The sequence below is a fragment of the Mariniblastus fucicola genome, assembly GCF_008087665.1.
GTDB classification, from domain to species: domain Bacteria; phylum Planctomycetota; class Planctomycetia; order Pirellulales; family Pirellulaceae; genus Mariniblastus; species Mariniblastus fucicola.
Map to the genome: position 1 here is coordinate 1,367,624 of NZ_CP042912.1, position 21,341 is coordinate 1,388,964.

The following is a 21,341-nucleotide window of genomic DNA, read 5'->3' on the forward strand; positions in this document are numbered from 1 at the left end:
CAGATTTCAAAAACTCAAGTTTGGAAATGGATTAGCCCTTCAAACTCGCCAAGCCCTGCATTAATTGTTCGGGCATCGCCAGAGATTCGCTTTCCAGGCTCGCTACTGGAAACGAGCAGTAATCCGCCGCGTAGTAAGCGCTCGGGCGATTGTTGCCGCTGCGACCGCAGCCTCCGAAAGGAAGCTTTCCGGATGCCCCTGTCGTCTGCCGATTCCAGTTCACGATGCCGGCGCGGATTTGATGAATGAACTGTCTGTATAAGTCCGCGTTGTCAGTCAAAATTCCTGCGGACAAACCGTAGGCCGTGTTGTTGGCTTCCGTGATCGCAGCCTCAAAGTCAGGGACACGAATGACGCTCAGCAACGGCCCGAACAACTCTTCGTCCTCGCGGTCAGAAACTTCCGTCACGTCGATGATGCCAGGAGAAATCAGGGCGTCGCAACCTCGATGAGACTCCATTTTCACGATCGGATCGCCGCCACGAGCGATCAGCTTCTCCTGAGTCTCCAAAATGTGACGACCCATTGCACCGGAAATCACCGTTCCGATAAATGGTTGTGGATCGTCCGAGCTGAAACCGAAAGTCACCTTCTTCGTCATCTCAACCAGCGTGTTCAGAAACTGTTTCGATTCGTCGTTGTCGATCAGAATCAGTCGCCGGGCACAGGTGCAGCGTTGGCCGGCCGTGATGAAGGCTGACAGGATCGTCAGGTAGGACGCCGTATCCATGTCGCTGGTCTCGGTCACGATCAGCGGATTGTTTCCTCCCATTTCCAACGCCAGAATCTTTCCGGGTTCAGCGGCCAATGCTTTGTTGAGCGCCGCGCCCGCTCCGCTGGAACCGGTGAAGAAAAGTCCGTCAATCTCCTTGCTGGCACAGATCGCCTGTCCAACATCGCGTCCGCCCTGAACCAGATTCAGCACGCCGTTTGGCAATCCGGCTTCGATCCATTTTTGCATCATCCACGCCCCGACGGCGGGAGTCTGTTCGCTAGGTTTGAACACGATCGTGTTACCGGCAAGCAATGCAGGAACGATATGGCCGTTGGGAAGGTGAGCCGGAAAGTTAAACGGTCCGAGGACGCCGACGACTCCGTGCGGCTTAAAACGCGTGACGGCTTTGACTTCACCCATCTCGAATGAAGTCGTGTCGCGACGGGTCTTCAACGCATCGATCGATACGTCGACTTTTCCCGCAACCGCGCCGGCTTCTGTTTTGGCTTCCCAAAGTATCTTGCCGGTTTCAGCGGAAATGATCTCCGCGAGTTCATCCCCTGACTCACGAACCAGTTCAGCGTACTTTTGCACAATCGCAATTCGGTTTTCCAGTGGCTGATCCCACCACGATCCAAACGCGTCGCGGGCGGCGGAGAAAGCTGCGTTGACCTGGTCGGCGGTCGCTTCGTTGGTCTCGAACACGACGGATTCGTCGATCGGACTGACGGACTGAATTGGCGAACCGGATCCGGAAATCCACTGGTCGCCGATGCGGAGTTCTGTTTTTGAAGTGAGCATGGATTTGCCTGCGATAGAAATGTCTGGAAGGGGTGAAGCTGGTGCCGAAATTCTCGCTAACTATCTGACTCAGTATTTGGTGCAGGATCCGGCCTCAGATTGACGCTGCGAATTGCGTCGCCGTTCTTTAGCCCCAGTCGCAGTGCGGAAATCTGATCGATCGTCGCAACAGCGCCATCCCATTGAACTTCGCCAAGACAGGTGCGGAAATCGAGTCGTGAATTGGAGATGATTTGCCGCGTGCCGTTTTTGATTTTTTCTGCGACGGCACCGACGGTTCCAGATTTGCTTTCGCGAACGGCGCGAATGTTTTCGACCTCGCACTCAATCGTTGGGCCACCATCGAACAGGTCGACCAGGCCACGGTTTTCGAAACCTTCCTTGAGCAACATCGCCAATGCCGGTTCCGTGTTGGCGTGCACTTTACCGATCACGTCCTGAGCATCCTGCGGCAGTAGTGGAATGTAAATCGGATGCTTGGGCATCAAATCGCCGATGACTTTCTTCGATTGTGTCGTAAGCGTTTCGGCTTTGGGGAAGTCCATTTGAAAGAAGTGAGAGCCGAGCGCTGACCACAATGGCGACACGCCATGAGAGTCCACGACGCCGCGCATTTCCGCGATAACTTTTTGCTCAAACCGTTCCTGGAACTCGGCCAGAAACAGAAAGCGAGACATGCTCAAGAGCCGACCGTGTCCGCCGCCCCAATAGTCGGGCGAAAGAAACAGGCTGCCGATTTCCGTCGGGCCGTCGTGCTGGGCCAGCAAGTGCAGCGTGTCGATCTCTTTATAGACGCCAAGCTCTTTGCTGGCGTGAATCGACTTCTGTATCTCGTACGAATACATCGGTTCGAAGCCGCCAGTTTTCGAGTAGATCGCACAGGTGCCGACCAGCCGACCGATGCCAAGATCTTCCATCACGAAAACGTAAGGCTGCCCCGAAGGGCGAGCGTCCTTTTGCCGGAACGCGAACAGCGATCGCTCGATGCGGGATTCGAGTTCGCTTTTGGAAATCTTCAGCGTCGTCAGACCGAATTCGGATTTTTGAATCAGGTCAAAAAGCGAATCAAGGTCGTCTTCGCGAACACATCGTACGATTAGCATTTGGTTTCCGATTGAGCCATCGATAGTCCGGGAGTTTGAGGCTCCTGCGAAATCTGATTCTATGCAAAAGTCCCGGCCGGAGCAGTGGGCTGTCGAGGTATGGCACGGCGGAAGTTATGCACAGGAATTTGCTTGACGCCGCAACCACCGGGCTAAGCGAAGTGCTTGGCGAGCGAAGCATCCTGTTTCATTTCACCGATTGTGGTGTCAATGATCTCGCAGGCCAAATCGATGTGCGCTGTTTCGGTGCAGCCAAGCGGCATCAGGAACCGGAGTCGCGACGGGTTTCCGCCGGCCATGAAGGACATCAAACCCGCGGCGAACAGTCGTTTCGCCAACGCTGCAGCGGCTTCAGCAGAACCGTCGAGCGGAGTCAGGGCCACCATACCTCCGCAACCGTGAGGTCCGGAAATCGTGCCCGGATGTTTGTCGGCGACTTTTTTCAGACCGGCGACGAAATGATTGTGCAGCTTTTGGTTCTTTCCGTCGGCGCCAAAGTTGCCGTTCTCGATCAGGCCTTTGACGATCGCAATCGCCGAATTGATCCCCATCGTACTTCCGGTGAAAGTTTGACTGATCAATCCAGGTTTGAATTTGTATTCGTCTGTGAACAGCGTCGCACAAACCTGCGAAATTTTGCCGATCGTCACCACGTCGACTTCTTTGTCCAACTCGAAATGTTGAAAAGCGTAAGGACGCGTCGTGCGGCAGAATGTTTGAACTTCGTCAGCGATCACACAAATTTTGTTGGCTTTGGCAACCTTGGTCAACGTCCTGAAAAACTCGGTCGTGCCCGGGTAGTAGCCACCTTCTCCCTGAATCAATTCCATCCAAAGAGCCGCGTGCTTGCCAGGATTCCGCTCGATCAAATAGTTCAAATGGTTGGCAGCGATCTCAGTGCTACGCTCCGGCTGCTGCTCATCGTAAAACGGAATGTAGTCCACGTTGATTGTGTCCGGCAAACCGACGCGATACTTCGCCTTGTCGGTGACTTGAGCCAGCGCCAATGTGCGCCCGGCGAAGCAATGCGAAAACGCGATCACGCGATTGGCCGGATGATTGTTCTGGAACGCGAGCTTCAACGAGTTCTCGTTGGCCATCGCGCCGCTGGTCGTCAGGAAGCAGTGCTTCAATTCCGCGCCAGATTCGTTCGCGGTTTCAGTCAGCAGTTTGACCAGTTCGTAGCTTTCGTGATTCTGCTGCAAGTTCCCCTGCATGACTGTGTCGGCAACCGCACTGTCGACCGCGGCTTCGACCATCAGAGGATGACTATGACCGTAACCGTGAACTCCGATGCCCGTGATGAAGTCCAGTTTCACGCTGCCATCGCCAAGTTCCACAAACGGTCCGTTTCCGATTCCGCTGGAGAGATACGGAAAGTACAGACTTCCGTTGCGGATCGCACCAAACGCGTCGAGCGTCTCTTCGTATCCCGCGACCAGTTCCGGGTTGGGAGCCCGAACGGTCGTCAGCTCCGCTTGATGCTGAGCAACGGCGTCCATGATCAGCTGTTTGGCTTGCTGAAGTCGCGGATCGGATTTGAGTTTGTCAGACGCGAGGATCGGAGAATCTGTCATTGAAATGAGCTTACGCTTGATGGGCAAATGGAAGAGCACGAATTGTAGAGGCTGGACATATTACATCCAGTCCAGGTTCGTTCCATCACCCTCGCTGCCGAAACACGAACAGTGCTCCGGCAGCAGCTCACGCCAGAAATGCCTATTTCGCCCGAAGCAACAGCACTCGGTCTTTCCCGGCATCGACGCCGGAATCGAACTCCGTCGCGGCCCGCTGATTCGCGACCTTTGTAGGCGAAAGCTCGCCGCCATTTTCCGGGTCGAACCAGAACGCTTCAAAATCGACAGACTCTTTCGACAGCTCGAGACTGACTTTGCCGCCCTCGGGCAAGTAAACCAGATACAGGCTGCCGGGCTTGGCCAAACACCAGTTGCCGTAGCCATCGTTCTTGTTGCCGACGAGCCCGTTCATGTTCTTCAGCTCATGGATTGGAATTTCATTTTCGAGCAGAAACTCTTTCGCGATCTGGCAGTAGTCCCATGACTTGTCTCGCGAACGAAAGTCCTCGCACTTCAAATCGTTCTCCGGCAACGCGTAGCCAAAGTAGTACATGACTCCCGCGCCGCCCGCCATCAAGTTGCCCCACAGCGTTCGCTTACGGATGTCGTGCAGGTCGTACTTCCTGCCGTTCTTCATCGTGACCGTGCCGTCGAAGCCAGCGTACCCCGGATCCGGAGGGACGCCTTGGTCGGCTTGCCCCTGTTCGTCGTTCGCCACCACCCAGGGGTGATCGCTGTTGCGCGACTTGTTGACCCACAGCAACGTTCGCTTGTGGACGGCGTCCCACATGTTTTGCAGTGACAGACCTGTTAGTGGTGCTTTGCCCAACCACGGATCGTAAACTTTATCCTGTTGTTGCGGGTAGGTGTGCAGGGCGATGTTGTGGCCGTAGGCGTCGATGCTGTCAAGGTAAACAGCCATCGCCATTTGTTCCTCGAACGTCTGCGTGTTCTCTTCGCCGAGATTCCATTCCAACATGTTCAGGTGGCCGAATCGCGCCACAAGTTCGCGAAGGTACAGCTTTCGCTGTGGTCCGCATTTACCGCCGTCGAGAGCACCTGCGATTTCTTTGCCAGAATCCGAATTGGTGCCGTGTCGCCAATCATCGTTCTCAGTTTCCTGTAACTTGAAATGCAACAGGATGTTATGAAACTGTGCGTGATGGAAAACGCGACTCCATTGATCCAGTTTGGAGCAATCGAAGTGCATTTTGTCGGTCGGAGAAACATGAGGCCAGACGTTGGCTCCGTCGCCATCGACGTTGTAGGTCAGGAACGACATCGAGTTCAAACCTTTACTCGCCAGGTAGTTGACTGCTCCAAGCAAGCCCTTGCCTTTGCCATTCTTCCACGTCGGATCGGTTTCGTTCGCATCCTGCACATGATTCTTGAACGATTTCAGCGGGCCAGGCTTTGGCTTCAGGGTTCGTGTGCCATCGAAATCGCGAAACGCCAACAACGTCTCCGGTGCGTCTGGACCGACTTTGAAAAACGGTTTGCCTGATTCTGCGAACACGAGATGCGTGGCTTTCGGGAGCAACATTCCAGTTCTCGACTGGTCGCCGTTGCCTGGTTTCGACGGCCCGTCGACTTTGAAGGTGCCGCTTTTGCCGTCGCATGACGCAACAGACGTCCCAATTGCATTCGGATCGATCGCCACGCCTTTGCCGGAAACGAAAGAGACTTCGTATTTCCAATCGCCAGCTTTTGAAGGGCTGAAATGGGCACGCCAGGCGTTGCCAGATTTGGCAGAAGATTCGGCTGCGTTGCCATCAGCAGCAAAGTAGCCCGGAACGGTGAAGGATTGATCGCCTTGGGAGAACGTCACTTCCATCCGATAGTCCATGAACGGGTTTGGCTTGGCTGAATCCAGCAAGTCATGCGTTTCGTAGGCGTAGGGTCCGGATTGGGTGATCGTCACCGGATCCCAGACTTTGTCCGCTTCGACTGAAACGGTGCCGTCGCCAGCCGGACCGCTGGGCAATTCGAAAGCCGGCGCCGAACCCGACTTGAGCACAGTCGCCGCGCCGGCGTCCGCGGGGCGTTGAAAGTCCTTGTCCGTCGTCATCAAAAACTTGTCAAACTCGAAACCATCTTCTCGCATGGAGAACGAAATCGTGTGTTCGCCAGCGGTCGGAACGTCGATCCAGATTTCATCCGCGACGCCACAGTGAACTTTTTCGGTTCGCTGTTTGCTTTCCCACCACCACGAGTGTTTTCCGTCGCACCACTGCATTCGCTGGCCGTGTTCTGGCCACGTTCCGTCGATGCCGACGTGCAGTCCGTTGTCTTCCGATCCCGTTGAGTAGGCTCGAACCCAGACGTAGTATCGGCCCGGCGTGTTGAAGTGAATTTTATAGTTCAGTACCGCGAGTTTGCCGGGGACGTTTGAAAAGTTAACTCCGCCGGTGAGTTTTTCGCTGTGGTTGCGTCGCGTGTCGGGCAGGATTTCGACGTAGGCATTGCCGCTCGCGCCAAGCCAATGAGGCGGATCGCCGTCGGAGTCAGCTTTTGGGTGTTGTGTTGGCGTCGTGAGGTAAAACGCGCGGACGCCAGCTTTTTCCTGCGAGGCGAAATGCTCAGCTTCCACAGCGACGAAGCCATCTCTTTCTTCGGCAAGGAAATTTGCGTCGACGATCGACTTGGTCGAATCCTGAGCGAAGGCACAGCTGCCGACGATAGCCAGCGCGAACACGGTCAAAAAGATTTTTTGCATCCTGGTATCCCAATGGTGGTTTTTGATTCCTGCATTGTATCGAACCGAGCATTCAAGCGGCGGGTGTATAGACAGGGTTTTCTCGCAGCGTTGAAACCGCTTGCTGAAGTCGCATGTTGATCGAGTTGAGTTTGGGGGATGACTGGGCGCATAAAAAAAGCCCGACCAATATCGGTCGGGCTCGAATCCTGTTTGGCAGAAACTAGTCCTGCTGTCGGTAGACTTCACGGGCGTCTTCGATTGAAACGGTTGCCGCATCGTCTTGTGTCAACTTCTGACGCTGTTCCGCTCGTTCTGCAGCAACAGCAACAACGCGTTGTGCGAAAGCAAGTTGGTTTGGACTGAAGAATCGCTCGAAGTAGCCATCCATTCGCTCAAGGCGATTCAGTGTCAGCATCTTTTGCCATGAGAGATTGTCAGTGATGTTCCACGCAGCAGCCTGTGCGACTGGCTGAGCAACTTCATCGTTGGCCAGCATGCGACAGATTTCAGCGACTTTGCCGTCCGAAGTGAACTTGGCAAGTGGAACGATCGTGTAATCCATTTTGACGTTTGGATTTTGTTTTCCGTGCTCGAGGCAAACGGTTGTCAGTGAAACTTTTCCAACTTTCCCTGGAGGGATGTTGAAGACTCCACCGCCAACACCCTGGCCGCCACCACCGCCGCCGCCGAAGCCGCCGCCGCCTTGACCACCACCGCCGAAGCCGCCACCAGAGGCCTGGCCACCGCCGCCTTGACCGCCGCCGCCGAAGCCACCGCCGCCTTGACCGCCGCCACCAAGACCACCGCCACCGAATCCTCCACCGCCAAGCTGAGCGAGTGTGGTTGTCGGGACTGCAGCAAACGTGGCTGGCATTTCAATCGCCAGTGGTTTTTCTGATTTGTTGGTCACAATGACATTCGATTTCTTTTCATCGATTGTCTTGATGAGGACTTCGATCTGTCCCTCTTCCATTGCCTGGAAAAGTTCGGTCGACTCGAAGCCTTCGACAGGAACCGCAGTTTTCCAAATTCGCTTGAGACGCTTTTCAGCGATGCGTTTGGCTTTCGCAGCTTCCCGGGTTTCTTTCGTCACTTCCACCGGAGCAGCATTGTCTGTGTCTGCGGTTGAAGTTGTTTCTTGAGCAACGCAAAGCGAACCAATCGCCATGATTGCAGCCACCGCGAGGGTGAGTGTAAGTTTTGTCATCGATGTTCTCATGAGAGAAGAACTCCTAAATTCGAACCAGCGCACCTTGCATACGCCGGAATGTGCGACTTCTCAAATATATTCGCTGGCCTGAGACCTACCTGAAGTTTTCCAGAATAATTGGAAAAACACGGAATGCACACGAAATCCAAAAGGCCGATTCAAATTCGGATTTCGAAGTCAAATTAGCTGAAAAGCCAGTAAACCCCGCGATACATGTGAGTATCGGACAGCTTCTTGAGGCTCAACAATCCAAACGCATGCATCTGCATGATGCCGATATTGACGCTGGGAGTACCGTCAGGCGTCGATCGAGTTGCATCGATTCGCCTCCCGGAACGTGCCAGGCGATACAACCCGGACGTTCGGCAGCCTGAACCTCTCAACAATTCAATGATGTTTTACGCCCGGAAGGCATCCGCTAGATCAGCGTCGCGATCACCAGAGCCACAACGCTCATCAGTTTCAGCAGGATGTTTAGAGATGGTCCCGAAGTATCCTTGAACGGATCGCCGACGGTATCGCCAACGACGGCGGCTTTATGTGCGGCGCTGCCTTTGCCAAGCATCTTGCCGTCTACCTCAAAGCCTTCTTCGATCATCTTCTTGGCGTTGTCCCATGCGCCGCCGGCGTTGGACTGGAATAGAGCCATCAGCACGCCGCTGACGGTAACGCCAGCGAGGAGTCCACCAAGCATCAAAGCATTCGTGTTGCCGGTGATGCCAACGTACTTTGGCAGGAAACCAAAAGCGACAGGTACGGCGACCGCGACCAGACCTGGAAGGATCATTTCGCGGATCGAAGCCCGTGTCGAAATTGCGACGCAACGACCGTATTCGGCTTTTCCATCTGCCGCGTCGAAAGTCTCCTGATCGGCTTTGGACCATTCACTGAAATCCTTGCCCTCGTTTTTGTTCATCACATCCAGAGCCTGTTTCAGTTCTGGAATGTCGTGGAACTGACGTCGAACTTCTTTGATCATCGCCATCGCGGCGCGGCCGACTGCGTCCATCGACATCGCGGAAAACATGAACGGCAACATGGCTCCGACGAACAGCGAAGCCATCACGTAGGGGTTCGTAATATCAATCGTGTCGATCGGAGTTTCCAGATGCGTCGCGTCGTAAGTGGTCTTGAAAGCTGCGAACAAAGCCAGGGCTGTCAGGGCTGCAGATCCAATCGCGAATCCTTTGCCAATCGCCGCGGTCGTGTTTCCGACGGCGTCCAGCTTGTCCGTGCGTTCGCGAACTTCGGGTGGAAGTTCAGCCATCTGCGCGATCCCTCCAGCGTTGTCGGAGATTGGACCGTAAGCATCAACCGCCAACTGAATACCCGTGTTGGACAACATTCCCACGGCCGCGATAGCGATCCCGTATAGGCCCGCGAACTCGTTGGCTGCAATGATCGCGACGGCAATGATGATGATCGGAAGCGCCGTCGACATCATCCCGACGCCAACACCGGCGATGATGTTGGTGGCTTCGCCGGTCACCGACTGACGTACGATCTTCTTCACCGGTCCGGTTCCGGTTCCTGTGTAATGTTCTGTAATTTTTCCGATCGCCAGTCCTGCGCCCAAACCACAAAGGATCGCGAAGAACACTCCGTTGCTGGTGATCGTGATCGCGTCTTCACCGACGCCATAAACCCATTCGGTCGGAAGCATGCCCTGGATGATGAACCACGTGAGTGCCAGAAGAACCAGAGCCGAAGCGATTTCACCAAGGTTCAAAGCGAAATGCGGGCTGCCGCCTTCTTTAACTTTCACTAGAAACGTTCCCGCAATCGACGTCAGAATTCCAACGCCTGCCAAAACCAGTGGCAACATCACTGCAGACAGTGGTGCGTCAGCAAACTCAGGCAAGGTATAAAAAGCGGTTCCCAAAACCATTGTTCCGATAATCGACCCAACGTAAGACTCGAAAAGGTCGGCTCCCATTCCAGCAACGTCGCCTACGTTGTCGCCCACGTTGTCGGCAATCGTTGCCGGATTGAGCGGGTGGTCTTCCGGGATCCCGGCTTCGACTTTGCCAACCAGATCCGCGCCGACGTCGGCAGCTTTGGTGTAGATACCGCCTCCGACGCGAGCGAACAAAGCGATCGAAGATGCTCCAAAGCTGAAACCGGTCAGGACAGTGATGATCCGAGTCAGGCTTTCTCTCGATTCGACGCCAAACATCGAAGCGTAAACGATGAACAGCGTGCTCAGCCCAAGGACTCCCAATCCGACGACTCCCATGCCCATCACGCTGCCGCCCGCAAAGGCGACTTCCAGCGCCGTCCCCAAACCGGTTCGGGCTGCGTTGGTGGTGCGAACGTTCGCCTTGGTCGCGACTCGCATTCCAATGTAGCCAGCCAGAGCAGAACAGAACGCGCCGAGCACGAACGACAACGCAATCAGTGGAGACGACATTTCTCCCTGTCTCGCTCCAGCCCAGCCCAAAAGTATTGCGACCGCGACCACGAAAACGAACAGAACGCTGTACTCAGCCTTCAGGAACGACATCGCTCCTTCGGTAATATTCTTTGCAATCCGCTGCATCGTCTCGTTGCCGGCATCCTGGCTGCTGACCCATTTGGACTTCCAGAACGTGAACACCAATCCGACAACACCCAGCAATGGAATCGCGTAGCTGTACCAGGGAATGGAAGCTGCAGAGGCTGTCGACTGAGTAGGAGCAACGGTGTCCTGTGCCAACGCGGTCTCGCAGAGGCAAAGAAGGAAGCAGGTGATAACCAGCCCAAAAGAGGCGAGCAAAGTAAAGAATCTGTTCATGTTCAAATCGTTGAATGGAGTGGAACTTACCCTATATAAGCAGGTAGCCACGGCAAAGGAAGTAAAGACAACATAAAGGAAACGGTCACTAGCGTGTTCCGCGACCTAATCTGGCTCTAGTGGACGAAAACCGGTTATTAAACAGACTTTTATAATTCAAAGGAAGCCCGGGTGCGCGATCAAATTCAGTTCTTTGAATCTTCGTCAAAGCTGATAATTTAGGTCTGCATTGTTACGCGAGCGAATCGCATCGTCACGGGGCGAGATGGCGCCAAAAAGTCGCACCTGAAAAATCGTGGCTCGGTAGAAGCCAACGTTCGTGAGCGGTGTTTAACACATTGAGGGCAGATTGAGTTGCAATGCGATTCTTTATTCGAACCGGATTGTCTAAAATTCGTTGAACCCTAAGTCACAATATATTCCCATTTTGGAATTCAATATGCGGTCTTCAAGTCTGATCCGAATCACAAGCCTGTTTTTCCTGCTCCTCATGACGTCGCTGTCCGCTGCCCAGGATTCAGGGGATGCGGACCTTGAGTCTGCGTTCGATCTCAAAATCAAAGCCGAGAAACTTGGTGACTATGAAGAGGTCGTCAAGCTGTGCAAGTCGGCGCTGGAAAAGGGGCTCGACGACGAAGGCGAAGAGGAAGCTAAAACTTTGGCCGCGTCTGCATTGTTTGAGCAGGCTGAGCAGTTGATGATTCGAATTCGCCGCCAGAGTGACCCGACGTTCTTTCGAAACAAAGCCGTCAAGATGCTCAAGGAGGCCGTTGAGTTCGATCCCGACATGGGCGAAGCGTGGCTGTTGATCGCCAAGCTCAATTTGCTCAAAGGCGGAGACGTTGACGATGCTCGCTATGCCATTGATCAGTCAATCGAGCTGAACGAAGACTTGCCCGGAAAGCAGTCCGAGGCTTATCTGTTGCGTTCGATGTTGACTCAGCGAGACAATCGCGAGGCAGCACGGGATGATTTGGACAAAGCCATCGAACTGAACGATTCGAACGTCGGTGCATTGCGGGCTCGCAGCACGATCCTGATTCTGGAAGGCGATGTCGATCAGGGAATTGAGGACGCGAACCGAATCGTTGAGATCAACGACGGCAAGCCAGCCATCATGGAAGCCACCGGCGTTGCTTTGACAAAACTGGCCAATGCGAAAGAAGCCGCAGCGTTTCAGTTGGAGAGCGACAGTGAAGATGAAGACGAAGATTCCGATGCAAGCGAAGAGGAAGAGGAAGAGGAAGAGGAAGAGGAAGAGGAAGACGACGACTTCCCGAAGCAGTCGAAAGAGGATCTGGAAGCGGACGCGAAGAAGATCCGGGAAGCTGTTGTCGGTATTTTCACGAAAGCTATTGAATTGGTTCCAGAGCAGGAAAAGTTCTATCTGCTGAAGACTGAATTGCTTCAGGTTCTGGAGCAGGACGACGAGGCATTGGCGACCATCGATAGTTTGATCGAACGCGATGATCGTTCGATTGCGGCATTGCGAATGAAAGCTCGCATTCTGCTTGCGGATAAGGAAAATGATGAAAAAACCGTCGATGTGTTAAATCAGGCTGTCAAGCTTGATCCGTACGACTCGGAAACTCGTCTGTTGCGAATGCAATTCTTTTCGGCTCGCGAACAGTTTGCAGAGGCGATTGAAGAGGCTGAAAAAGTTTTGGAAAAACAACCCAACAGCGTTGGCGTGATGGAACGGTTGGCATTGCTTTATTCACTCAACGAACAGCCAGAAAAGGCAATTGAAATTCAGAGCGAGCTACTGCGGCGGATGCCAACCAGTTTGCTGAATGAGCTTCAGCCGCGAAGCCGTCCGATCTTCCTGGCTCAAAAGATTGGCGTGTTGCGATCGCGAGGTGACTCGTACCTGTCAACGGGCGAACACGAGAACGCTATCGAAGACTACGAGGAAGCTGTCGATCTGGGAGACCAAATTGAAGAAATGCAAGCTTCGCTTTCCGATCAGGGATTCGAGTACACTCCCGATAGCGGGGTCCTGAACAATCTCGCCTGGGTACTTTCGACTTCGACGTTCGATGATCTGCGAGACGGAAAACGGGCCATTGAATATGCGACTTTGGCTTGTGAAGTCACTGACTACAAAATGCCTCACATCCTGAGCACGCTGGCGTCAGCCTACGCTGAATCAGGTGATTTCGAGAAAGCGATCGAGTGGATCGAAAAAGGAATCAAGGTCAACAGCGAACGTGAGATCACGGAGTTCGTGACTGAAGAGGAAATCAAGAGCCAACGCGAAAGTCTGGAAAAGGAACTGGAGAGCTATCGCAAAGAGCAGCCTTGGCGTGAAAATCAGGCCGAGGAAGACGCTGCGAAAAAAGAAGCGGAGAAAAAGGCTGAGTCGGATGACGCGAAAGCCGAAGAGGGCGACGGAACACCTGGCGACAAAGATTCGGACGATGAAGATTCGGACGATGAAGATTCGGACGATGAAGATTCGGACGACGAAGATTCCGATAAGGACGACAAATAGTTATGGACGTTCAATCAGCCGAAGATCTCAACCGGAAAAAATGTGAACCCTGTGAAGGCGGTGTGGACCCGTGCCCGTTGCCTTTCGTGACCGAGCAGCTTGAAAAGCTCCCGGGTTGGTATTTGACGCACGAAAACCAGCGAATTCGCAAGGACTGGACGATGAAGAACTTTGTCGAAGGCTTGGCCTTTTTCGAAGCCGTCGGAAAGGTTGCCGAAGAAGAGGCTCACCATCCCGATCTGCATCTCGAAAGCTATCGGAACGTGTCGATCGAGATCTGGACTCACGCCGTCGGTGGGTTGAGCGAAAACGACTTCATCCTTGCCGCCAAGATTGACGCGATTGAAATGTAGTGACGCGATCGCTCGGGATTGTCGATCACTTTTCAACCAAGCCCAGAATTCCGATTCGTTTTGACAGGGGAATCGGCGATCGCGTTTTCCCGATCGTGTTTTCCAAAACTGCTGGGCCGCTGCCGGCCCGACCGTTGTGCGCAACGGCGCGGGCCAACCCATCGCTGGCAATTCTCGCCATCACTTGCCAGATGCGAGCACTCTCTTGGGCAGCGTTTCGACCTGCGCATGGTCGTCACGATCCCGATGACCGTTACAGATTGCCTTCAAGTTTGACGAATGAATCGGTTCTTTCATTCGTCGCGATTCTTCGCTTGCGCTTGCCTGTTCCAGTAACGCCGGTTGTTTCTGCGTGACCTCAAATTCCGATGGATTGGATTTTGATCGTCGATACCTGACGTACGGAATACAACTCCTGCTGGCGTTATTTTGGAAATATCGCCTGGACAGGTAAATGGAGCCAAGAGGCCTGAAATGATTTCGCGCAAGCCAACTCAACTCGTACTAATTCTCGCCGCCACATTCTTCCTACCCGGATGTGCGATCAAGCCGAGACAACAATCACGTTTCCACAATGTTGCCGCCGACGGAAGTTGCAATTGCTACACCTGTCGAAGCTGCGGAGGCTATATTGAGGACGTTTCCGCTACGTCAACTCTGTCCGGGCACGATGTGCAATATTCTTCGGGTCAGAACGTCCAGTACACGCCTTCCAGCGAGTCGTTCCAGTCTTCATCGTCCGACGATTCACAGCCGAGGAAGCTGTACGAAGTTCCGCCGCAAGAGCCAGTTGTTTCAACCGACTCGTTCAAGCCTGCGGCATCAGCGATCACCGACGATGCACCCGTGATCAACGAAGTTCAGCCCGAAGACCGTCCGTTCGACAACAGCTTGAAACTGGAGTCCTATGAAGCACCAAAATCCGAGCCCGGACCTCTCGACGGTGGTGAGTTCAAGCCATTGAAGTCTGAGGCAAGCATCGAAGAGACGGTCACGAAAAGCGAAGCTCCAAGGGTAGAGCCAGCAAAGATCGAAGCTGCGAAGATTGAGCCAGCAAAGGTCGAAGCGCCGAAAGCTGAGACTCCGAAGATTGACATTCCAAAGCCAAAGTCGATCGAAGTGCCTGTTCCTGCCGAGCCAGCCCCCGCTGCGGTTCCGAAAAAGCTGGACGTGCCGGCTCCGGCCAGCACTTTCACGCCTGGTGAAACTTTCAAGCCAAAGAAGCCTGTTGATTCGAGTTGGAAGACTCCGGAATCGACATTCAAGCCTTTCGAGCCTGCTGTTGATCTGAAGCAGGAAGTTGCGGTCACGCAGTCGCCTGAGCCAGTCGCGATCCCTCAAGACGACCCTGTCGATTCGTTTTTTGGACGAGGCGGATTCAAGCCTGTTGCGAAACCGTTGCCTCAGCCGCAGTCAGATTCTGACGGGAAAATCGTTCTCAAAGCGAATCCGGTAGAACGCAATGTGGTTTATTGCCCGCCGTCGAAAAGCATTTCACGCGTTGTCGTACCGGCACTGCAATCCAGCTTCAAAGGCAGCAGCGACGGCAATCAGTTGCGTGGCTTGCAGCATACGACAGCTCAGCCGCAACAGGCTCAGGTCGCATCTCAAGAACTGAACCAGCAGCGCTACGGAACGACGGCGTCGGCCAACATCGTTCAGCAGCCAGCCCGGATTCACCGTGAGGAGCCGCAAGCTCAAGTCGTCGAAACGCAGCCAAAAACGATTCCTGTTCGGCTTCGTGCGATCCCGATGAACGAGCAAATGATCAAGAACCAGCAAGTCAACGTTCGTTTCCGCGAGCACAATGCAGAACTTCAGGATATCGAGAATTGGCAGATGCAAGCCGCGGCGGAAATCACACCGGAACGCGTGCCGACTCAGCCAGCTCCGCAGCTTCCAACTCCTCAGCTGGCCACGCCTGAACCGAACTCTGTACCAGCGGCTCCGCAGCTGAACCTGACTCCGCCGTCATCGACAGAGATCAACTTGCAACTCGCCATTCCGGAACTGGATGACTCGGCTCACGAGCACACGGCCCGGGCTATTGAAACAGATGAAATGGTGACGCCACCGTGGCGAATTAAGTAGCCGACCAAAGGTTCATCGATTTCACCGCGACCAGCTGATGCTTGACCTCGCGGAGAAATCGAAAGCCCTGGTTGAGCAGTGTCGGAAGCGTAGAGCGTGAAACGAATCGAATGCTGTTTAGCTGATTCGGGACTGCGCCCCAGTAAGGCTTGTACGGCTGATCGCCGCGCAGAAAATCGAACACTTCGCAGCCTTGTTCGATCGCTCGTCGAACCGCGAACGTGATTAACAGGTGCCCCGGTTCGAGTTTTGATTTCTCGGCAAGAATTCCCGCCAGGTAAAGCTGTGTAATTCCCGGACTGTGGAGCACCAGATGAGCGCCGATCGGCTGTTCTTCGTGGAAGGCGACGATGATTTCTGCTTGGCGTTTTTCGCCCAGCGCTACGGCGGCGTCGTGTAGGAAATTGCGAAAGTTGTCGTCCGCAAACGCGCCGGGTTCGCCTTTGCTTTCGAACCGGCTCTGATGCAACGCAACGATGTGCTCCCATGCATCTTCAAACGGAAGATCGGCAAACGAGGACCGAACTTCGAACTCAGTCGAGTCCAAACGCTTGACGGCTTTCTTGATTTTGCGTTTGAGTGACTTTTTGGAGCTCGCGATGAAGCCAGCCCAATCGCTCGGCAGGCTTAGCTGCCACGTCGGATCCAGCTCGGTGTCGTATCGCCAAAACTGATTTCCCAACGGTTTATCGAACGCGTCCTGAGGCCTCGACCCGTCGACGCCTTCCATTTCCAGCATCGCTGCCGATGAAGCGACGGCTTTGGCGATCTCGATGGTGAACTGTTCGCGCCACGGATCGGCAACAATCAGGTCCGCGTAGTCGGTGCATGTTTTTCCGCTGCCGAGAAAGCGAAGTCGTTTTTGACCGTTCCAGCGGTCCTGAAAAAAAGGCGCGATGCCGACGACCTGATCGTCAGCTTCCAGCACGAACAAATTCAGCTGGCCAAGATGCTGGAAGTTGTTCCACCACGCGAAGTGCCACCCGAAGCTGTGGAGCGGCTCGCAAGTCAATTGCTCCCAGCGTGTTTGCAGGGACGCAAATTCTTCCACGGAGCGAACGGTTCGAAGCACAGTTTTCTGAGTGCCCATATTATCTGATTCCTGATTCTATTTCCGATGGCTTTCTGGATCCGCGCACCATCGGGTGCCAACTGGCGGTATCAAGAACTCTACTACCAACAATTGTCGTGCCATCCAAAAATGGAAATTCTTCGCAGTAATTTTTCCTTACAATGATGCAGCCTCGAAACGCGTGTTGCGAAAACGCACCATTGCAACGAAACTGTTCGCCCGCGATCTGGGGTCAAGGAAACGGTTTCCGGGATTTGCGATCGACGCTCGTCGCGCGAGTTTGAATTTGCTCCGGAGTCAGTGTGCCGTCAGAAAACAATCAAAACACAAAACCGTTTGAAGGAGTCGAAGTGGGGGAAAAGCCTGAGGACGGCGTCGTTTCGTTCAACCGGCAAGCCTGGGATCGTGTCGCCGACGCTGGCGATCGCTACTACCGAGCCATGACGTCGGAGCAGATTCAGTCAGCACGAGATGGCGAATGGCGAATTCGGATCACACCCACGAAAGCCGTGCCGAGAGACTGGCTTGAGCCGTTGGATGGAAAGGAGATCCTGTTGCTCGCCGGTGGCGGAGGCCAACAGTCTCCGATTCTGGCCGCACTCGGCGCCAAGGTTACGGTTTTTGATCTCAGCCCACGGCAGCTTGAACGGGACATCGAGATTGCGGAGCGAGAAGGCTTCGAAATCGAAGCCGTTTCTGGAGACATGGCCGACCTTTCGATGTTCGAAAGCGAACGGTTCGACATGGTGCTCAATCCTTGCAGCGTTTGCTACATCCCGGACGTCGTTCCTGTTTGGAAAGAAGTCGCCCGAGTTTTGCGGCACGGCGGCACGTTCATGACCGGCGTGATCAACCCGCTGTACTACATTTTCGACGCGGCCAAACTGGATCGCGACGAATTCGTTGTGCGGCACAAGATTCCGTATTCCGATGCTGATCTTGGGGAGGAGCAAAGCGAACTCTTGGGCGACGAACGACCTCGCGAGTTTGGACACTCACTCAGCGACCTGATCGGTGCTCAACTGGATGCCGGAATGCAGTTGGTCGGGTTTTACGAAGATGGCTGGGGCGGCAGCGACAAACTAAGCACTCACATTTCGACCTTCCTGGCGACGCGAAGTCGAAAACTGTAATCGCGTGACGGTTTAGGCTACAGATACTATGATGCTCATGTCCACCCTGCCCTGTTTCGGACTGAAATCATGCCAGAAATAAACATCAGCAACAGCTCTGACCGCGACGCCGTCGTCAGCATGGAAAGCGTCGCGACGCCACTACGCGTCCGATGGGTGGATACTCAGGCCAGACAGGCTTCCAACGTTCGTTTGCTCAAATCGACTTTGGACCACGATACCGAATCGCTGGTGAAAAAGTTTGGTGGCTTGGAAGAAGTCTCCCAGGCGATCATCGATGGTGATCCGGAAATTAACTTTGAGATGACCGGCATCACGATGCAGGGAACGTCGCGGGTGTTCGTCAACAAGGATCAGGAGCTGGTGCATCGCGTTCAGCAGTTCGAGATCATTCGCGATCCGGATGGAAATGAGAAAGACCGTCGGCCGCGGCAGATTGTGCCGCAGAACGTTTCCAATGAGCTGCCGTTGAAATGGACGGGCAAGTTTTTAAAACGTTCCGACGTGATTCGCAAGTTCGTCTTTGCCAGCAAGATGCAGTTAACGCACATCAACGGTTTGACTTACGACTTCCTGTTTGCGATGGCCAAAGACCTCGAAGATCGCGACTCGATGATGTTGCTCGGCGCAGGTCCAAACTCAAACCAGCCTCTCATCCTTCGCCGCGGTAGCTTGCCATATCGCGGTTTTCTGGAGGGACGGACGAAAGGCGATCGCTACGTGTTGCTGTTGCATCTTTCGAACATGGAGATGAAGAAACCGGAAGAGTCTGGATCATCCGAAGCCTAGTGGTCCGTCAAAGCTTAATTTTGGGATAGACGCTTTTTAGTTTGCATCGTGCATCGTCGATTTTCATTTGCCAATCGACTCCCCGCTGTGTCTCGTTGACATCTTTGTACCACGCTTTGATTTCGGTTTTGAGGATTTTCAAGCTTGGTATCCGTCTGTTCTTCAAGCACTGACGCGTCAATGAACTGAGTTCATTTTCTGCGACATTTAACCAACTTCCATGCTTGGGGGTGTAGACGAAGTTGATTCTCCGAACGTAAGCACGGGCCTCTTCAGGTGGATAGACTTCGTAGAACGCACCCTTGGTGTGGGTGTTGAGATTGTCGCAAACCAATGTAATTTGATCGCAGTCTGCGTAGCGTGTGTCCAGCAGGGTCGCGACCTCTTGGGCCCAGTCCGTTTTGGTACGTTGGCCGCGGGCGGTTGCTTGTCGCCATCCACCAAGGGGTTCATTAAACATAAAGATGCTGGCCGTCCCGGCACGCTCATATTCGTAGTCAACTCGCTTGGGGTGGTTTCGAGTTGCGGCAACTGGCTGACGCGTTTCCTTGATCAGCTGAACGGGCTGCTCATCCATGCAGACCACCGGATGCCCGGGATCATACGGTTTTTCATAGGTCTCGAGCACTTCCTCCATGTTGGCCACAAACTCAGCATCGGCTTCCGGGGGAATCACCCAGTATTCGATCTTTCGTTTGTTGGTCATGCCGTTTTTTTAATCGTCTTGCGAGCCGTTTCATGGCTGATCGATTCAGCCACGCCGAGTTCCACCACCTTACGCGCAAGCAGTCGCAACGACCAGTTGGCGTAGCCTTTGGGTGGTGAGCCCAGACGCATCGCAACGATTGTGGCTTCTTGCTTTCCATCGAGAAGCTTCGGAGTCGGTGGTGTATCACGTCTCTTGCGATTGAGACACTCTTCAAAACCTCGTTCGACGAATCGCTGACGAACATTCTCAACTGTTTGCCGGCGACAACGATACGCCTCGGCGATCTGAACGTCAGTCCAGTTCGGACCATCAGCATCCGACTGGAGAAGGATTTGGGCCCGGCGAACTTTCTGACTCGTGCCCTTGAGACGTTTGACTATTTCCTCTGCCGCTTGACGTTCGGCTTCTGACAATCGGACGATATACTTCTTCTGCATGGCAACCTCCTTGTGTTGCGTGCAGAATCCCGATTTTCAATCGAACAATCAATCCCAATCTTTAGTACTGACAGAACACTAGGCGCTGTTTGACTGATTGATTTTCGTGTTGTCAGCGCGGCCAAACATAGCGGCAAAGGCGATAGCCGCCGTTTCAATGCACAACGTACCGGCGGCTAGTGCCTGGCCGCTCACAGTTACGAAACAGCGCCTGGCCGGTTTGCAGTCTCGCTACTCTTCGCTGCCCAGTTTCGAAACGCCAATCGTGATGCCCAGCCCCAGCAGCACCAAACCGATTGAGCCACCGATCTGCGTTGCGTTGGGAGTAAATCGCTCTGTCTTCCAGTCTTCTTTTTCGATTTCGGCGAGCAACTCTACCGTCATCAACTGGCCTTTGATTTCGTCGCCAACTTGAGGTGGGACAGGAACCTGAAACGGCCACAGACCGATCGTGGAACCGAGTAACAGACCGAGCAATGCTCCGAGTGTGGGCTCGCGATGCTTTTCCAGCAACCACTTCAGCAAGTTGCCAACCACGACCACGCCCAGGACGACTCCGATCCCGACCGGCAACACGACCGACAGCCCAGGTTCCATCGCGGCGGAAATGTCTCTGGCTTTCAACGCGTCCTTCAACCGATCGATTCCACCAAGAATCGGAACGTACTGTCCCAGCAGCAACAACAGATAGCCGCCGGACACGCCAGGCAAAATCATGGCGCTGGCTCCCGCGAGCCCCGCGACCACCATCATTGGAAAACTCTGGGACCCCGATCCGGTGACTTCGTAAAGTTGCAGCAGGAACAGTCCCGCCATGGCAGCGAACGCGCCGATCGCCGCGGCAATGCTTTTACTCGAAAGCGGCTTCACCATTTTGTAGACCAACGGGACGCCGCCGAGCGTCAAGCCGATGAACAGGCTGTACATGATCCATCGTTTTTCCACCACGAGGTCTTTCAGCAGTCCCGCGAACAGGAGAATCGCAATTCCTGCGGCCACAACGACGGTTCCCAAAACCAGCAGCGATCGAAATCGAAAACGTAAACGCGTCACATCTGCAATCGCGTTGATGAATCGTGGATAGATACCAGCGGCCAATAGCATCGTGCCTCCGCTGATTCCTGGTACAAGATTCGCAAGTCCCATCAGAACTCCGCCGTAAGTCGATCGGGTGATCAATGCTGCGCTGGAAAGTTCATCGGAACCGACCAGCGAATTGTCGTCATTTGTTTCTACGGTCGTTTGCGCAGTTGATGGAGAGTCAAATGGATCCATTGTTTTCACCTGGAAGTAGGAAGTCGGCTATGAAATTGGCACGCCTGGAAATGTTAAGACACCGGCTTGCGGTAAAACCAGCGAAATCCAAATCTGCGAACCTGGTGGGAA

At 54.1% G+C, this 21,341-nt stretch carries 15 protein-coding genes; 5 read left to right on the top strand and 10 right to left on the bottom strand.

Features of this window, described 5'->3' with window-relative positions; translation table 11 throughout:
* Nucleotides 1-31: 31 nt before the first annotated feature.
* The 6 genes from astD to MFFC18_RS04970 all read right to left on the bottom strand — a co-directional run bounded on the left by astD (nucleotide 32) and on the right by MFFC18_RS04970 (nucleotide 10,877).
* On the bottom strand, nucleotides 32-1,516 hold the full coding sequence (gene astD / locus MFFC18_RS04940; protein ID WP_075081801.1) for a succinylglutamate-semialdehyde dehydrogenase: 1,485 nt from the start codon (nucleotides 1,514-1,516) through the stop codon (nucleotides 32-34).
* Nucleotides 1,517-1,572: 56 nt separating this feature from the next.
* Nucleotides 1,573-2,619: an arginine N-succinyltransferase gene (locus tag MFFC18_RS04945; protein ID WP_075081800.1), complete on the bottom strand. Its 1,047-nt coding sequence runs from the start codon at nucleotides 2,617-2,619 to the stop codon at nucleotides 1,573-1,575.
* 152 nt (nucleotides 2,620-2,771) lie between these two features.
* Nucleotides 2,772-4,196 (bottom strand): aminotransferase class III-fold pyridoxal phosphate-dependent enzyme, encoded by a 1,425-nt coding sequence (locus MFFC18_RS04950; RefSeq protein ID WP_238381124.1) that lies wholly within the window; start codon nucleotides 4,194-4,196, stop codon nucleotides 2,772-2,774.
* A gap of 142 nt (nucleotides 4,197-4,338) precedes the next feature.
* Nucleotides 4,339-6,912 (bottom strand): DUF5060 domain-containing protein, encoded by a 2,574-nt coding sequence (locus MFFC18_RS04955; protein WP_084416707.1) that lies wholly within the window; start codon nucleotides 6,910-6,912, stop codon nucleotides 4,339-4,341.
* 202 nt (nucleotides 6,913-7,114) lie between these two features.
* Nucleotides 7,115-8,101, bottom strand: a complete 987-nt coding sequence (locus tag MFFC18_RS25220) for a hypothetical protein (RefSeq protein ID WP_202907471.1) — start codon at nucleotides 8,099-8,101, stop codon at nucleotides 7,115-7,117.
* A gap of 421 nt (nucleotides 8,102-8,522) precedes the next feature.
* Nucleotides 8,523-10,877, bottom strand: coding sequence for a sodium-translocating pyrophosphatase (locus MFFC18_RS04970; protein ID WP_084416706.1), 2,355 nt, complete (start codon nucleotides 10,875-10,877; stop codon nucleotides 8,523-8,525).
* Between the two features lie 439 nt (nucleotides 10,878-11,316).
* On the opposite strand from MFFC18_RS04970, the gene MFFC18_RS04975 reads away from it, so the two are divergent.
* From MFFC18_RS04975 to MFFC18_RS04985, 3 genes are all read left to right on the top strand, one after another.
* Nucleotides 11,317-13,371 (top strand): tetratricopeptide repeat protein, encoded by a 2,055-nt coding sequence (locus MFFC18_RS04975; protein ID WP_075081797.1) that lies wholly within the window; start codon nucleotides 11,317-11,319, stop codon nucleotides 13,369-13,371.
* Between the two features lie 2 nt (nucleotides 13,372-13,373).
* Nucleotides 13,374-13,724: a 4a-hydroxytetrahydrobiopterin dehydratase gene (locus tag MFFC18_RS04980; RefSeq protein WP_075081796.1), complete on the top strand. Its 351-nt coding sequence runs from the start codon at nucleotides 13,374-13,376 to the stop codon at nucleotides 13,722-13,724.
* A 474-nt stretch (nucleotides 13,725-14,198) separates the two neighbouring features.
* Nucleotides 14,199-15,815: a hypothetical protein gene (locus MFFC18_RS04985; RefSeq protein WP_148618651.1), complete on the top strand. Its 1,617-nt coding sequence runs from the start codon at nucleotides 14,199-14,201 to the stop codon at nucleotides 15,813-15,815.
* Here MFFC18_RS04985 and MFFC18_RS04990 read toward each other — a convergent pair.
* Nucleotides 15,808-16,905: a GNAT family N-acetyltransferase gene (locus MFFC18_RS04990; RefSeq protein WP_075081793.1), complete on the bottom strand. Its 1,098-nt coding sequence runs from the start codon at nucleotides 16,903-16,905 to the stop codon at nucleotides 15,808-15,810. The two genes, MFFC18_RS04985 and MFFC18_RS04990, sit on opposite strands and share 8 nt — an antisense overlap.
* Nucleotides 16,906-17,189: 284 nt before the next feature.
* On the opposite strand from MFFC18_RS04990, the gene MFFC18_RS04995 reads away from it, so the two are divergent.
* Together MFFC18_RS04995 and MFFC18_RS05000 are read left to right on the top strand one after the other, a co-directional pair.
* Nucleotides 17,190-18,020, top strand: coding sequence for a class I SAM-dependent methyltransferase (locus tag MFFC18_RS04995; RefSeq protein WP_238381122.1), 831 nt, complete (start codon nucleotides 17,190-17,192; stop codon nucleotides 18,018-18,020).
* 69 nt (nucleotides 18,021-18,089) lie between these two features.
* Nucleotides 18,090-18,809: a hypothetical protein gene (locus MFFC18_RS05000; protein WP_075081792.1), complete on the top strand. Its 720-nt coding sequence runs from the start codon at nucleotides 18,090-18,092 to the stop codon at nucleotides 18,807-18,809.
* Nucleotides 18,810-18,816: 7 nt separating this feature from the next.
* Here the strand turns inward: MFFC18_RS05000 and MFFC18_RS05005 are convergent, their stop codons facing one another.
* The 3 genes from MFFC18_RS05005 to MFFC18_RS05015 all read right to left on the bottom strand — a co-directional run bounded on the left by MFFC18_RS05005 (nucleotide 18,817) and on the right by MFFC18_RS05015 (nucleotide 21,230).
* Nucleotides 18,817-19,515, bottom strand: coding sequence for an IS630 family transposase (locus MFFC18_RS05005; RefSeq protein ID WP_075081791.1), 699 nt, complete (start codon nucleotides 19,513-19,515; stop codon nucleotides 18,817-18,819).
* A complete protein-coding gene (locus MFFC18_RS05010) occupies nucleotides 19,512-19,955 on the bottom strand; it encodes a helix-turn-helix domain-containing protein (RefSeq protein WP_075081790.1) in 444 nt (147 codons plus the stop codon). Before MFFC18_RS05010 ends, MFFC18_RS05005 begins: the two co-directional genes overlap by 4 nt.
* A 231-nt stretch (nucleotides 19,956-20,186) precedes the next feature.
* Entirely contained in the window at nucleotides 20,187-21,230 is a 1,044-nt protein-coding gene (locus tag MFFC18_RS05015; RefSeq protein WP_075081789.1) for an undecaprenyl phosphate translocase family protein, read from the bottom strand.
* Nucleotides 21,231-21,341: the final 111 nt, after the last annotated feature.

What these genes read in the sequence shown, in the direction of transcription:
- astD (WP_075081801.1), bottom strand. Translation starts at nt 1,516, where the DNA reads ATGCTCACTTCAAAAACAGAACTCCGCATCGGCGACCAGTGGATTTCC.
- MFFC18_RS04945 (WP_075081800.1), bottom strand. Translation starts at nt 2,619, where the DNA reads ATGCTAATCGTACGATGTGTTCGCGAAGACGACCTTGATTCGCTTTTT.
- MFFC18_RS04950 (WP_238381124.1), bottom strand. Translation starts at nt 4,196, where the DNA reads ATGACAGATTCTCCGATCCTCGCGTCTGACAAACTCAAATCCGATCCG.
- MFFC18_RS04955 (WP_084416707.1), bottom strand. Translation starts at nt 6,912, where the DNA reads ATGCAAAAAATCTTTTTGACCGTGTTCGCGCTGGCTATCGTCGGCAGC.
- MFFC18_RS25220 (WP_202907471.1), bottom strand. Translation starts at nt 8,101, where the DNA reads ATGACAAAACTTACACTCACCCTCGCGGTGGCTGCAATCATGGCGATT.
- MFFC18_RS04970 (WP_084416706.1), bottom strand. Translation starts at nt 10,877, where the DNA reads ATGAACAGATTCTTTACTTTGCTCGCCTCTTTTGGGCTGGTTATCACC.
- MFFC18_RS04975 (WP_075081797.1), top strand. Translation starts at nt 11,317, where the DNA reads ATGCGGTCTTCAAGTCTGATCCGAATCACAAGCCTGTTTTTCCTGCTC.
- MFFC18_RS04980 (WP_075081796.1), top strand. Translation starts at nt 13,374, where the DNA reads ATGGACGTTCAATCAGCCGAAGATCTCAACCGGAAAAAATGTGAACCC.
- MFFC18_RS04985 (WP_148618651.1), top strand. Translation starts at nt 14,199, where the DNA reads ATGATTTCGCGCAAGCCAACTCAACTCGTACTAATTCTCGCCGCCACA.
- MFFC18_RS04990 (WP_075081793.1), bottom strand. Translation starts at nt 16,905, where the DNA reads ATGGGCACTCAGAAAACTGTGCTTCGAACCGTTCGCTCCGTGGAAGAA.
- MFFC18_RS05000 (WP_075081792.1), top strand. Translation starts at nt 18,090, where the DNA reads ATGCCAGAAATAAACATCAGCAACAGCTCTGACCGCGACGCCGTCGTC.
- MFFC18_RS05005 (WP_075081791.1), bottom strand. Translation starts at nt 19,515, where the DNA reads ATGACCAACAAACGAAAGATCGAATACTGGGTGATTCCCCCGGAAGCC.
- MFFC18_RS05010 (WP_075081790.1), bottom strand. Translation starts at nt 19,955, where the DNA reads ATGCAGAAGAAGTATATCGTCCGATTGTCAGAAGCCGAACGTCAAGCG.
- MFFC18_RS05015 (WP_075081789.1), bottom strand. Translation starts at nt 21,230, where the DNA reads ATGGATCCATTTGACTCTCCATCAACTGCGCAAACGACCGTAGAAACA.